The 12,390-nt window shown below is 63.5% G+C and carries 13 protein-coding genes; 7 read left to right on the top strand and 6 right to left on the bottom strand.

What is annotated here, in order from left to right:
* Window positions 1-7: 7 nt before the first annotated feature.
* Window positions 8-862 (bottom strand): hypothetical protein, encoded by an 855-nt coding sequence (locus tag ABIB95_RS43615; RefSeq protein WP_354248765.1) that lies wholly within the window; start codon window positions 860-862, stop codon window positions 8-10.
* A 149-nt stretch (window positions 863-1,011) separates the two neighbouring features.
* A complete protein-coding gene (locus ABIB95_RS43610) occupies window positions 1,012-1,788 on the bottom strand; it encodes an SDR family NAD(P)-dependent oxidoreductase (RefSeq protein ID WP_354248764.1) in 777 nt (258 codons plus the stop codon).
* 84 nt (window positions 1,789-1,872) lie between these two features.
* On the opposite strand from ABIB95_RS43610, the gene ABIB95_RS43605 reads away from it, so the two are divergent.
* Entirely contained in the window at window positions 1,873-2,334 is a 462-nt protein-coding gene (locus tag ABIB95_RS43605; protein WP_354248763.1) for a MarR family winged helix-turn-helix transcriptional regulator, read from the top strand.
* 139 nt (window positions 2,335-2,473) lie between these two features.
* Here the strand turns inward: ABIB95_RS43605 and ABIB95_RS43600 are convergent, their stop codons facing one another.
* Both ABIB95_RS43600 and trhA read right to left on the bottom strand, forming a co-directional pair.
* On the bottom strand, window positions 2,474-3,268 hold the full coding sequence (locus tag ABIB95_RS43600; protein WP_354248762.1) for an SDR family oxidoreductase: 795 nt from the start codon (window positions 3,266-3,268) through the stop codon (window positions 2,474-2,476).
* Window positions 3,269-3,361: 93 nt separating this feature from the next.
* A complete protein-coding gene (gene trhA / locus ABIB95_RS43595) occupies window positions 3,362-4,057 on the bottom strand; it encodes a PAQR family membrane homeostasis protein TrhA (RefSeq protein WP_028151267.1) in 696 nt (231 codons plus the stop codon).
* 179 nt (window positions 4,058-4,236) lie between these two features.
* Between trhA and ABIB95_RS43590 the strand changes: the two genes are divergently transcribed.
* The 5 genes from ABIB95_RS43590 to ABIB95_RS43570 all read left to right on the top strand — a co-directional run bounded on the left by ABIB95_RS43590 (window position 4,237) and on the right by ABIB95_RS43570 (window position 7,966).
* Window positions 4,237-5,706 (top strand): YcjX family GTP-binding protein, encoded by a 1,470-nt coding sequence (locus ABIB95_RS43590; RefSeq protein WP_354248761.1) that lies wholly within the window; start codon window positions 4,237-4,239, stop codon window positions 5,704-5,706.
* Window positions 5,703-6,728 carry a YcjF family protein gene (locus ABIB95_RS43585; RefSeq protein ID WP_354121216.1) on the top strand — a complete coding sequence of 342 codons (1,026 nt, stop codon included), beginning with the start codon at window positions 5,703-5,705 and terminating at the stop codon, window positions 6,726-6,728. Before ABIB95_RS43590 ends, ABIB95_RS43585 begins: the two co-directional genes overlap by 4 nt.
* 586 nt (window positions 6,729-7,314) lie before the next feature.
* Window positions 7,315-7,449: a hypothetical protein gene (locus tag ABIB95_RS43580; protein WP_256461605.1), complete on the top strand. Its 135-nt coding sequence runs from the start codon at window positions 7,315-7,317 to the stop codon at window positions 7,447-7,449.
* A gap of 27 nt (window positions 7,450-7,476) precedes the next feature.
* Window positions 7,477-7,683: a hypothetical protein gene (locus ABIB95_RS43575; protein ID WP_071909669.1), complete on the top strand. Its 207-nt coding sequence runs from the start codon at window positions 7,477-7,479 to the stop codon at window positions 7,681-7,683.
* Between the two features lie 79 nt (window positions 7,684-7,762).
* Entirely contained in the window at window positions 7,763-7,966 is a 204-nt protein-coding gene (locus ABIB95_RS43570; protein WP_354248760.1) for a hypothetical protein, read from the top strand.
* A gap of 12 nt (window positions 7,967-7,978) precedes the next feature.
* Here ABIB95_RS43570 and ABIB95_RS43565 read toward each other — a convergent pair whose 3' ends face one another.
* Together ABIB95_RS43565 and ABIB95_RS43560 are read right to left on the bottom strand one after the other, a co-directional pair.
* Complete coding sequence (locus tag ABIB95_RS43565; protein ID WP_166081584.1) at window positions 7,979-8,221, bottom strand: hypothetical protein; 243 nt, start codon at window positions 8,219-8,221, stop codon at window positions 7,979-7,981.
* A 287-nt stretch (window positions 8,222-8,508) separates the two neighbouring features.
* Window positions 8,509-10,014, bottom strand: coding sequence for a glycosyltransferase family 39 protein (locus ABIB95_RS43560; protein ID WP_354248791.1), 1,506 nt, complete (start codon window positions 10,012-10,014; stop codon window positions 8,509-8,511).
* 441 nt (window positions 10,015-10,455) lie between these two features.
* Between ABIB95_RS43560 and ABIB95_RS43555 the strand changes: the two genes are divergently transcribed.
* On the top strand, window positions 10,456-12,186 hold the full coding sequence (locus ABIB95_RS43555; protein ID WP_354248759.1) for an adenylate/guanylate cyclase domain-containing protein: 1,731 nt from the start codon (window positions 10,456-10,458) through the stop codon (window positions 12,184-12,186).
* The last annotated feature ends 204 nt before the right edge of the window (window positions 12,187-12,390 follow it).

Raw genomic sequence — 12,390 nt, 5'->3', positions numbered from 1 at the left:
GATGTATTCAGCTCGACTGCAAATAATTGTGATTCCGTTGTTTTAAATAGAAGAACTCATCTGGCTTCCCATGCAGCGTTTGAGCCATTGCTTTGTTAATGCTGGTGCTTTCGCCAAGATAACCACGAATATTTTTGGCGAAGAGGCGCGTCCCGCACAATTCGTAGAGCGCCGAGACGGATCGGACCTCCGCCGGGAATATCCAAGAACGTATTTTAGATGCAGGATCAACACGATCAATTACTGTCGATCCGGCTTCGACATCCAGAGCTGTCAACGGCACAGGCGGCGCAATACCATCTCGGAAGTCAGGATAGACATATTCAAGCTCATCCGAGCCTACTATATCGAGAATACCATTCCTGATATGCACTCGCGCATCCGATCTAAATCGATCGCCTTTTTGCCTTGAGACCTTACCAGTCGTGACGTAATAGAGCCGCGGCTCATAACCGTCAGAAGCAATACGTTTCGCCGCCTGCTTTATTTTTTCTTTGCTGAGTGCATTTACCTGCGACAGTAAGACATTCAGCTTTTCTTTGTCGGCGGAACATACGATTGCGCAGTCCCTCACAAACCTATCTATGTCGTGACTAGGTTCGACTTTGCCAAAAGTCTGCCGCAGCTTTCCTTGTACGAGATGAACCATTCGAGCCTGACCATCTACGAAGATAGCGTCGATTCCACCGTCGCCGCGAAAGCCGCAAACATATTGATCTATATCGCTAGTCTCCTCGCCCAGCACGTACGCCTGGAGAAACCAAAGAACAAAAAGGTTGTCCCGCGCCTTGGCTAGGCCTGGATATTCCTTAGCTAGTTCTGAAATTTGCTTTGCGATTCCGTCACGAACCTGGATGCTCACCTCTTCCCCCCGGATTTTTGTCTTACTCGATAACTACCCCAGGTGGTATCACCAACACAACTCGGATATTGACGGGTAAAGGTGATTGGATGTTCGCGACAACGGCTGGCTAAAAGTCGGCACCTAACTAGACTGGAGCCATACTCGGCTCAGGACGCCAAAAATCCCCCGTCCGCCGCCAGCACGTGCCCGACGACATAGGATGACGCGTCGGACGACAGCCACACCACGGCCTCCGCCACTTCCTCCGGGCTCCCCATCCGCCGCAGCGGCAGGCCCGCACTGACGGTTGCGACATCGCCGACGCCGGCGCGCAGCATCATGTCGGTGACGACGCGGCCGGGCGCGATGGCGTTGATGCGGATGCCGCGCGGGGCATTCTCCATCGCGGCCGAGCGTGTCAGCGAGATCGCGGCGGCCTTCGAGGCCGAGTAGAGCGAGAAGCCGGGATTGGGATTGCGCACGCCGCTGACGGAGGCGTTGACGACGATGCTGCCGCGGCCCTGCGCCAGCATCGCCGGCAGTTGATGGCGCAGGCACAAGAACAGCGCACGGACATTGGTGTCGAACACCGTGTCGTAGATCTCCGTGCCCTGCTCTTCCAGCGGCGCGCGGCGCTCCTGGAATCCGGCATTGTTGAAGGCGACATCGAGCCGGCGGCAGCGCTCGACCGCCGTGCGAACCAGACGTTCGACGTCATCCTCTTGCGTGATGTCGGTTTGGATCGCGATCGCGTCAGCGCCGAGCTCCCGGCACGTGACTGCGGTGGCTTCGATTTCGGCCTCCCGCCGTCCCGCGACGACAATCGCCTCGGCGCCTTCCGAGGCCATCCGCAGCGCCGTGGCGCGGCCGATGCCGCTGCCGCCGCCCGTGACGAGGCAGACCTTGCCTCTCATCCGCATCCCGGCCGGCAAAGTTCCGCTCATGGGTCACTCCAAAACGCTTGCGCGCGACGTTGCGCGCATATAGTTATATAGTTGTATGATACAACTATATGCGGTGAGTCAAGCATGACCGAGCCTTCGCTGATCGACGACATCCGCGCCGCCTCGCGGTTGATGGTGCGGGAGCTCGGCTTCATGGACGCGACGGTGGCAGCCTCGGACTATCCGCCCTCGGCGGTGCACACCATTTTGGAGATCGGGATCCGCGGACCGATGAATTCAGGCGAGCTGGGCGATTTCCTGCGCCTGGAGAAATCCAGCGTCAGCCGCATGGTGCGCAAGCTGGTCGATTGCGGCGAGCTGCGGGAGACGCCTGACGAAGCCGATGCGCGCAGCAAGCTGTTGTCGCTCACGGCGAAGGGCCGGCGCACGCTGGAGGCGCTGCACGCGTTCGGCCGCCAACAGGTGCGCGGCGCGCTGGCCGCGCTGACAGAGGCCGAGCAGCGCACGGTGCGCGAGGGCATGATGCTCTATGCGCGGGCGCTGCGGCAGAGCCGGATGGAGGATGAGGGGGAGCCGGCAGCGTAGCCCCGCTCTCGGTGTCATCGCCCGCGAAGGCGGGCGATCCAGTATTCCAGAAACGGCCGTGATTCCTCGATAGGCCGCGGCGTACTGGATTCCCCGCTTCCGCGGGGAATGACAGCGGTGCGGGTGGCACCAGCCTACCCTACTTCCCGAACTCCTCCCGCATCTTCGCCTGGATCTTGGCCATGCCGCCGATCCAGCGGTCGTAGTTCTCGGTCTTCTTGCGCATGTAGCCGAGCACCTGGGGGTGCGGCAGGATCAGGAACGTCTCCTGCTCGAGGCCGGCGAGCACGTCTTTCGCGACCTGCTCCGGCGTGAGATCGCCATCGCCGGATTGCGGACCCTTCGGGATCGAGCGCAGCATGTTGGTGTCGACGCCCTGCGGGCAGAGGATCGAGACCTTGATATTGTCCGCCTTGTGCGAGATCGCAAGATTTTCGGCAAAGCCGACCGCGGCGTGCTTCGTGGTGGAATAGGCGGGGCTTCCGACCTGCGACAGCAAGCCCGCGGCCGAGATGGTGTTGAGGAAATAGCCGCCGCCGCGCGCCTTCATGCGGGGAATGAGATGCCGCGCCGCATAGACATGGGCCATGACATGGATCGCCCAGCTCCGCTGCCAGGGCTCGTCGGAGGCGCCGCCGGCATTGACCGACATCGGATCGAAGCCCCCGCCGATGCCGGCATTGGAGCAGAACAGCTCGATCGGGCCGAACTGCCGTTCGGTCTCCTCGATGACGTGGGCGACCTCCTTTTCCTGCGCGACGTCGCATCGGAAGGCCGCGCCATCCACCGTGGCGGCGACGGCTCTTGCATTGGCGGCATCCATGTCCGCGACGACGACCTTGGCGGCACCCGCCTTGTGGAAGGCCTCGCACAGCGCCTTGCCGATGCCGTTTGCGCCGCCCGTGACGACCACGACCTTGCCGGTCACCTGCATGCGACGTCTCCTCTTTGTCTTGTAGCGCTTCTCTTTTCGGATAGCGCTTCGCTATCTTATACCGCTTCGCTTATTCCGCTTCGCGGATCTCGCTCAGCTCAACACGAGGTCGAGCACCGCGGTATAATGGCACGCCGCGCCGGCCAAGACAAAGCCGTGCCAGATCGCATTCTGGAAGCGCAGCCGCCGCCAGGCATGGAAGATCACGCCAAAGCTGTAGAGCAGGCCGCCCGCAAGGATGAAGCCCAGCACCAGCGCAGGCAGCGCCTTGACCACGGCGTCGTAGACCATCACGCCGCTCCAGCCCATCGCGAGATAGATTCCGACTGCGACGCGGTCGAACCGGCCGGGGTAGAGAAGTTTCAGCACGATACCGAGGATCGCGACGCACCAGACGCCGCCGAGCAGCACCAGCGCGAACACACTGTCCCTCACCTCGAGGATGAACGGCGTGTAGGTCGCCGCGATCAGCAGATAGATCGCGCAATGGTCGAACCGCCGCAGCAGCCATTTGGCCGGCGAGACCGGCCAGAGATTATAGGTCGCCGACAGCACCAGCATCGAGAGCAGGCCGGCGACATAGATCGAGACCCCGACGATGTTGGTGGCGTCTGCATAAACCGCCGTCAGCACCACCAGGACCGTGGCGGCGACGATGCCGCAGAACACGCCGATCGCGTGGATCACGCCGTCCGCGATCAATTCGGCACGGTCGTAGTTCCAGCCGATCGCGTCGGCCGCGGCGTGGACGGAGGTGGATGCGAGCTGTTTCAGCTGGAAGACGGTCATGGCAATCCGCAAGGCTCAGACAATGCCCTCTTGTAGGGTCTTTCGCGATCGGCGCATCGTTCAAACGGCTGATTTGCCGACAAAGGCGGTGGAAGTATGAAGCTTGATTTTCCCTACGCAATTGCCACTTTTGTGAACGGCTTCACTGTTCCGCCCGCCCCGAGATCAATCACGTTCATATGGCATTCAGTTTCCAGGATATGGTCGAAGAAGCGCGGCTGTCGGCCAGGGCGCTGATCGACTATGGCGAGCACTTCTTCAACCCGACGGTGCGTCTCGGGGTCACCGGCCTGTCACGGGCCGGTAAGACCGTATTCATCACCGCGCTGATCCACGGCCTCACCCGTGGCGGCCGCTTTCCGGTGTTCGAGGCCTATGCCTCGGGCCGGATCGCGCGGGCGCATCTGGCGCCGCAGCCGGACGACGCCGTGCCGCGCTTCGCCTATGAGAACCATTTGCGCGCGCTGCTCGAGGAGCGGCGCTGGCCGAACTCGACCGTCGACATCAGCGAACTCAGGCTCGTCATCGACTATCAGCGCCAGAACGGCGCCGATCGCACATTGACGCTCGACATCGTCGATTATCCCGGCGAATGGTTGCTCGACCTGCCGCTGCTCCAGAAGAGCTATGAGCAATGGTCGGCCGAAAGCCTCGCGCTGTCGCGCGAGGCGCCGCGCGCGCATCTTGCGGGGGATTGGCACGCGCATCTCGCGACGCTCAAGCCCGAGGCGCGCGAGGACGAGCAGGCGACGCTCACCGCGGCAAAGCTCTTCACCGGCTATTTGCGCGCCTGCCGCGACGAGCGGTTCGCGATGAGCCTGCTGCCGCCCGGCCGCTTCCTGATGCCCGGCAATCTCGCCGACACGCCGGCGCTGACTTTTGCACCGCTCGACGTGCCCGTGGGCGGCCAAGCACCGGACGGCTCGCTGTGGGCGATGATGGTCCGCCGCTTCGAGGCCTACAAGGACGTCGTGGTGCGGCCGTTCTTCCATGATCATTTTGCCCGGCTCGATCGCCAGATCGTGCTGGCCGATGCGCTCGCCGCATTCAACTCCGGCCCCGAAGCGCTGCACGATCTCGAAGCCGCGCTTGCCGGAATTCTCGACTGCTTCCGCATCGGCCGCAGCACGTTCCTCTCCAACCTGTTCCGGCCGCGTATCGATCGCATCCTGTTCGCGGCGACCAAGGCGGACCATCTGCATCATTCCAGTCACGACCGGCTCGAGGCGGTGCTGCGCCGCGCGGTCACCCGCGCGGTGGTGCGCGCGGAAGATACCGGCGCGGAGATCGACGTGGTGGCGCTCGCCGCCGTTCGCGCCACGCGCGAGGCCCAGGTCGCGCATGGCCGCGACAAATTGCCGTCGATCCTGGGAACGCCGGCGGCCGGCGAAAGCGCAGGCGGCGAGTTTTTTGACGGCAACACGGAGGTTGCGACCTTTCCGGGTGACCTGCCGCCGGACCCCGAGGCGCTGTTCAACGGCACCGACGCATTCCGGGGCCTCGCGACCGAGGCCGCCGAGAAGAGCGATTTTCGCTTCCTGCGCTTCCGTCCGCCAAAGCTCGAACGCGAGGGCAATGACGAGCCGGCGCTGCCACACATCCGCCTCGACCGTGCCCTGCAGTTCCTGATCGGAGACAAGCTGTCATGAACGACCGATCCAAGCCGCGGCGGCCGGCGACGTTCCGGCTCGACGATCCCGGCGTCGTCGTCACCGAAGCCGACGAAGCGGCGCGGCTTGGCCGCACCACGATCCAGATCACGCCCGAGCACGATCCGCAGGCATTGCCGGTGCCGATCGAGGCCGCGCTCCCGGTGCGTCGCGGCTTTCCCTGGGGCACGCTGTTCTGGTCCGGGCTCGGCGGGCTGACGCTGCTCGGCACCGGGCTCGGCGTGGTCCGTCTGATCGAGGATCTGTTTGCGCGCAGCGAAACGCTCGGCTTCGTCGGCCTCGCATTCGCCTTCGTCACCGCACTGGCGCTCGCGGTGGTGATCGGGCGCGAGGCCTTTGGTCTGGCGCGCCTTGCAACCATCGAGAAGCTGCATGCGCGCGCGGCCGCGGTCCTTGCCAGCGACGATCGCAAGGAGAGCCGCGTGATCGTGCAGGACCTGCTGAAGATCGCGCACCAGAACCCGCAGCTCGCCCGCGCACGCGCGACGCTGGAAAGCCACACCGGCGAGATCATCGACGGCGCCGACATGATCCGGCTTGCCGAGCGCGAACTGATGTCGCCGCTGGATGCGGAAGCGCGGCGGCTGGTGTCGTCGGCCGCGCAAAAGGTCTCGATCGTGACCGCAGTTTCGCCGCGCGCGGCGATCGACGTATTGTTCGTGTTCGTAGCCGCGTTGCGCCTGATCCGTCAGCTCGCTTTTCTCTATGGCGGCCGCCCCGGCGCGCTTGGCATGATCCGCCTGCTCCGCCACGTGATCGCCCATCTCGCCATCACCGGCGGCATGGCCGCGAGCGACAGCCTGGTGCAGCAGATGCTCGGCCATGGGATCGCGGCAAAGCTGTCGCAGCGGCTCGGCGAAGGTGTGCTGAACGGATTGCTGACCGCGCGGCTGGGTCTGGCCGCGATCGACGTGACGCGGCCGCTGCCGTTCGCGGCGCTGCCGCCGCCAAAACTGTCGGACCTCGCGACGGATCTGCTGCGGAAGAAGGACGAGGAGTAGCGGCGCTATTCGCGCCATCGTTCGCGCCATTCGCCGGACCGACACATGGCGCGCCGTCTGAATGAGCGAAGCTTAAGCTCGCGGTTCATCGGGAAAGTCGAAGCTGACAATGATAAACCCGACCGCACCAAACACCAACAGCGCCAGGAACAGTGCCGCAACAGCAAAGGACCACACGAAAGGCTCCGAGCAGCTGATGCCACCCAATCGAGCCAACGAGAGGAATATCATCCCTCGCCGGCTGATCTGAGGCAGACCCGGACGGGGTTAAAGGGCAATTGTCCGGTAAAATGACCTTGCTCAGTCAAGCCGCGCCTCGCAAGCGAACTATCGAGTTAGCCCTTTCGAGTATTGGAGGATTATGTGCCGCGGTTAATGGCAACTGAGCACAAGGAGGCGGCAATTCAAGTCGTCGCTTTTAAGTCAGCCTCTGGCCGCCCCATACCACGGCGCATCAACCCGTTAAGAAACTGGTTACCAGTCGATGTCACCATTTGCATATTAGGCCGCCATATGCGGCGCGCATTCTGAGAACGGCTCAATATTTCGACACGCCCGGTTGGCGGTCTCTTTCAGGAGAGGCCCAATGTTTAAGGGCTTAATGGCAGCGCTTGTGGCGCTGATCAGCACACTGCAACTGGATCGATACCTGACCAACGGTCGGTACACCGACGCGGCCATGGATATGCTGCGGCAAATCAGGCGCGCGTTTGGATTTTGAGGTGCACTGGACGATTTGAGGCCGGTGATGAAGGGCATCCCATGGACTGATCTCGACGCGGAGGAGCAACGCGCCATTGCGATATTGGGAGCCGGGCTCTCCATCGAGCTGTGTGACCCCGTCGCTCTCTCAAGATTGAAGCGGCTCGGGCTGATCGCAGGGTCTCAATTGACCGCTGCTGCACACGAGCTGCGGAGGCGCGTTGTTCTGGAAGAACTCAGTGCGCGGGATTGAGCCGCGTAACCAATTGGCACGCTCGATCCTCGCCTGGTCGGGAGTGCCTTGACGGGGCTAACAAGGCGTGGGGAGTTTGATGGCGGCAGGTGCAATTGAGCTGATCGTGGAGGGCTACATTTCCCTCAGGGACCAAGCAGCTCTTGATGAGCTTCGAACACAGCGTCGCAAACTTATCGCAGATCTCGATGCATGTACCGGGATCGACTGCAGGAGTACGATCCGGCAAATCGAGGAAGACATCGTCGTGACTGAGGCCGGGCTGGTGCGGTTGGCGGCCTAGTCGGCCGGATGTTCAGAGATTGCCCGGTGTCGTATCGGCAACGCTGCACTCGGTGTGGATCAGGTCCTTCTTGGTCACTCGCACGCTGCCAAGATAATAACCTCGCTCCTGGACGGCTGCCTTGATCTCGTCGCTGACCTTGAGAACTCTCGCTCTGCTCTTGCGCCATTTGTTGGAAGAGTAGAGCGCGGGCATCGGAGAGCCGTTGCTGACGACGAGGAAGTCCCGCTTGCCATTGCGATAGACATCAAACATGTCCTATCCCCGTAGATAATATCAATAAGAGAAAATATGTTTCGTCACGATAGCTCCAGCTTAGTGGCTTAATTGCTTGAGCGGGTGGTAATCTGGGATGGCGGCCTGTGAATGTCGGGAAAAATGCTGGTTGCAGCTAAGCGATCAGCTCAGATTTCTGCTCTATGTTGTTATCATGCCACGCCAAGCCGCTTCAACGCGTGGCCTCGATTGCATTTGGGACATCTGCAATGCTTGGCTACGGTGGTGGTCAACCCCTTCTCCCGCAAGGGAAGAAGGGTGCCTCGCTAGGCGAGCGTACGCTTCTCGAATTCCCCCGCCAGCACCCGCCATTGAAACAGCGGTGAATCCGTTGGCGGCGAGAGTTCCGGCGTCCAACCGGTGAGCTTCTCAACCACATAGGTGTCCGTCAGAACGCCGCGCCAGCGACGTTCGACCTGGCCGAGCTGCTCGCGCTTCGCAGGGATCGATCCCCACACCGGTGCGCGATTGTCCGGCTCTCGGCCCACATAGATACCCGCATGCCCGCTGATCCGATCCATGCCGGGATCGCGAAAATCCTGGAAGCGGCCGCGTTCGTTGATCTCGATGACGGGCACGCGGCCCCTGAACAGCCAGCGCATCATCGCGTAGGTGCGATAGTCCGTGGTCGCGATCCAGGTCGCGCCGGTCTCATCGAGCGCGGCCTGCGCACGCACAGCTACCTGCTCGTAGCCGGCTTCAGCGCCGATCGGGTCGATCTTGCCGAGCAGATTCCAGGGCGCGGCGACGTAGTACAGGAATACGATGACGACGAAGGCGATCCCGGAGACGACCGCCGTGTTGAGCCAGAAAATGCTCGAGCGGATCATCCGCGCCGACCAGTGCTCGCGCGACAGCATGACGAGGTTGACCGCAGCGGCAGCAAAGCCGACCGGCCACATGAACATCGGCCAGGTGTCGCCGACCCTGAGCGTCGTCGACTTGAACAAGAAATAGAGGAACGGCACCAGCACCGCGGTGGACAGCAGGATCGCGATCGGCTCGCGCGTGCGATAGCCGCGCCACGCCGTCATCACGAGGCCTGACAGCACGACCGGCAGCATGACGAAGCCGACCAGGCCGAATTGCAGGCCGATGTAGTCGCCGATCGTGCGCAGCGAGATGCCGTAATTGGCGGTGGCCCGCACACCCTGGAAACGGAACGAGGCCCAGTCGTGCTGCGCGTTCCAGATCAGCACCGGCGAGAACACGGCAATCGCGATCAGCACCGCGAGATAGGGGTAAGGGCTGCGCAGCCAGCGCCAGCGCCAATCCGGCACCAGCAGAAACGCGGCGACCGCCGGCGCGAACATGATCGCGGTGAATTTCGACAGCATCGACAGTCCGGCGAACAGGCCCGCCGCCAGCCACCAGCGTCCATCGCCGCCCTGCGCGAGCCGCACCAGGGACCACATCATCGCCACCGCGAACGGGATCATGGCAACGTCCGGCGCGACCTTGGCCATCAGCAGGCCGTAATAGAGCGCAGCCTCCGGCATCAGCACCGCGAACATGATGGCGCGCGCATCATGCGTGAGGCGGCGGACGATATCGGCGAGCAGCAGCTGCGTCACCAGCATCGCGACGATGCCGCCGAAACGAACACCGAGCAGAGTGTCGCCGAAGATCGCGGTGCCAAAACGGATGAACCAGGCAATCATGGGGGGATGATCGAGGAAGCTGAGCGCCCCCTCCTTCGACCAGGTCCAGTAATAGGCCTCGTCGGTGCGCAGCTCGACGGCGGAGGCGTAGACGATCCGCAGCAGCGTCATCGCGGCGATGACGAGCACGGCCACGACGAGGGGCCGGCGCGCGGCGCCGGCTGGGGACACGGTGATATCAGGGGCTGTCGTCACGGCCGCGCTTTTCGCCAACCTGGGAGGGGGAGTCAATGCGGGGGGTGGTGCCGCAAACACCGATGTCGTCCCGGGGCGCGACGAAGTCGCGAGCCCGGGACCCATAGCCACAGGGAGAAGTCTTGGCGCGAACTGGTAACCACGAGTCTTCGTCAAATCCGATCCTGTGGCTATGGATCCCGGATCGGCGCGCCGCTTCGCGGCGCTTGTCCGGGACGACAGCGGTGGGTGTGGCGCGCGCCTTTGCCCACCCTACGGTTCGGTAACCTTGCCGCGCATGTGATCAGGCCAGCTGTCCGCCCCTGGAATTAAACGCTACGCTGGCTGTTCTCCTTCATGAACTGATACAACCGAATCATGGCCACTGCATCCTCACGATTGTCCGAACTTTCCCGCGCGACCAGCATGCGGCAGGTTCGGCTGGTCTGCGGCGTCATCCTGTTCTCCTACGTGGTGAGCCATTTCCTCAACCATGCGCTCGGCAACATCTCGGTCGATGCCATGGAGATCGGGGTCTACTATCACACGGCGTTCTGGCGGTTCCTCCCCATCGCGATCGTGTTCTATACGGCCGCGCTCACGCATATGGGGCTCGGCATCTACGCGCTCTATCAGCGCCGCCAGTTCCGCTGGCGGACGATCGAGCCGCTCCAGCTCGTGCTGGGCCTGAGCATCCCCGCCCTCGTCATGGCCCATGTGATCGGCGTCCGGCTCGGCTACACGCTGTACGGGCACCAGAAACTCTATCCGCAGGAACTCTATCTGTTCTTCGTCACCTCGAACCGGATCTGGACCATGACGGTCCTGCTGATCATCGCCTGGGTCCATGGCTGCATCGGCATCTATTTCTGGCTGCGCCTGAAACCGTTCTTCGCGCGCGCCGCGCCTTATCTGCTCGCCGCCGCCGTGCTGATCCCGACGCTGTCGCTGCTCGGCGTCTACCAGGGCGGACGCAGCGTCCAGGTCGAGGTCGACGACGGCGAATGGCGCACGCACAATCTCACCCGCCGCCAGCTCGGCTCGACCGCGGAAGCGGCGACGCTCGACCGCATCACCGGCGGCCTCACCATCGGCTATGTCGGCCTGCTCGGACTGGCGCTGGCGGCACGCGGCGTGCGCGCCTTGCGCGAGCGGCGCCGCGGCATGATCGCGCTGTCCTACGGCAACGGCAAGACGGTGCGCGTGCCGAAGGGTCTCTCCGTGCTGGAGGCGAGCCTGCGCCACAATGTGCCGCATGCCAGCGTCTGCGGCGGCCGCGCCCGCTGCTCGACCTGCCGCATCCGCATCATCGGTGACCATGCCGCCCTGCCCGAGCCGTCGCAGCGCGAGGCCTTCGTGCTCGCGCGCGTCGGCACTGCCGATCCCTCGATCCGGCTTGCCTGCCAGCTGCGGCCGGACTCCGACCTCTCCTTCTTCCAGCTGTTCACGCCCCACACACATTCGGCGGACGGGCAGGCCTCGACATCAGCCAGAATCGGCCAGGAGCGCTACCTCGTCAGCCTGTTCGTGGACATGCGCGGTTCGACGCAGCTTGCCGAGAAGCGGCTGCCGTTCGACACCGTTTTCATCGTCAACCGTTTCCTCGGCGCCGTCTCGCGAGCCGTGATCGAGAACGGCGGCCAGCCGAACCAGTTCGTCGGCGACGGCATGCTGGCGCTGTTCGGGCTGTCAGCCGATCCGGAGACCGCCTGCCGGCAAGCGCTGAAGGCTGCCGCCGGCATCGCCATGCATATCGACGAGCTCAACGAGCTCCTGAGCCACGATCTCCGCCAGCCGATCCGCTTCGGCATCGGCATTCACGGCGGCGAGGTCATCATCGGCGACATCGGCTATCGCGATCACATCGTCTTCACCGCGCTCGGCGATGCCGTCAACGTCGCCGCCCGGCTCCAGGACATGACCAAGACACTGGCCTGCGAAGCAATCGTCTCGGAGGAGGTCCGCCGTACCGCGGGCCTTGCCGACGATGCGCTGCCGCAGCAGGAGGTCGCGATCCGCGGCCGCGACGAGCCCCTGGCCGTGCGCGTGGTTGCGGACACGAGGCAGCTGTCGGCGCTGGTTGACCGAAGCGAGCGCGTCGCAGCCTGATTCTTCACCTCTCCCCGCTTGCGGGGAGAGGTCGGAATGCGCGCGCAGCGCGGATTCCGGGTGAGGGGGAGCCTCCGCGAATCCAACTCTCACCTCGCTCGCGGAGACTCCCCCTTGTAAGTCGAAGCGCCGCAGGTCTGCTATTGTAGACGTTGCGGTGACGGACGGGAGCCCGCAAACCCCCAGGTCGTTGCAGGCCGTGGG

The sequence above is a fragment of the Bradyrhizobium sp. LA2.1 genome, from assembly GCF_040547725.1.
GTDB lineage: Bacteria > Pseudomonadota > Alphaproteobacteria > Rhizobiales > Xanthobacteraceae > Bradyrhizobium > Bradyrhizobium barranii.
This window is presented reverse-complemented; position numbering and strand designations above follow the sequence as displayed.

Bases quoted from the DNA above. Each gene is read 5' to 3' on its own strand.
- trhA (WP_028151267.1), bottom strand. From the start codon at position 4,057: ATGACCGTCTTCCAGCTGAAACAGCTCGCATCCACCTCCGTCCACGCC.
- ABIB95_RS43590 (WP_354248761.1), top strand. From the start codon at position 4,237: ATGGCATTCAGTTTCCAGGATATGGTCGAAGAAGCGCGGCTGTCGGCC.
- ABIB95_RS43600 (WP_354248762.1), bottom strand. From the start codon at position 3,268: ATGCAGGTGACCGGCAAGGTCGTGGTCGTCACGGGCGGCGCAAACGGC.
- ABIB95_RS43560 (WP_354248791.1), bottom strand. From the start codon at position 10,014: ATGACGCTGCTGCGGATCGTCTACGCCTCCGCCGTCGAGCTGCGCACC.
- ABIB95_RS43555 (WP_354248759.1), top strand. From the start codon at position 10,456: ATGGCCACTGCATCCTCACGATTGTCCGAACTTTCCCGCGCGACCAGC.
- ABIB95_RS43610 (WP_354248764.1), bottom strand. From the start codon at position 1,788: ATGAGCGGAACTTTGCCGGCCGGGATGCGGATGAGAGGCAAGGTCTGC.
- ABIB95_RS43605 (WP_354248763.1), top strand. From the start codon at position 1,873: ATGACCGAGCCTTCGCTGATCGACGACATCCGCGCCGCCTCGCGGTTG.
- ABIB95_RS43570 (WP_354248760.1), top strand. From the start codon at position 7,763: ATGGCGGCAGGTGCAATTGAGCTGATCGTGGAGGGCTACATTTCCCTC.
- ABIB95_RS43580 (WP_256461605.1), top strand. From the start codon at position 7,315: ATGTTTAAGGGCTTAATGGCAGCGCTTGTGGCGCTGATCAGCACACTG.
- ABIB95_RS43585 (WP_354121216.1), top strand. From the start codon at position 5,703: ATGAACGACCGATCCAAGCCGCGGCGGCCGGCGACGTTCCGGCTCGAC.
- ABIB95_RS43565 (WP_166081584.1), bottom strand. From the start codon at position 8,221: ATGTTTGATGTCTATCGCAATGGCAAGCGGGACTTCCTCGTCGTCAGC.
- ABIB95_RS43575 (WP_071909669.1), top strand. From the start codon at position 7,477: ATGAAGGGCATCCCATGGACTGATCTCGACGCGGAGGAGCAACGCGCC.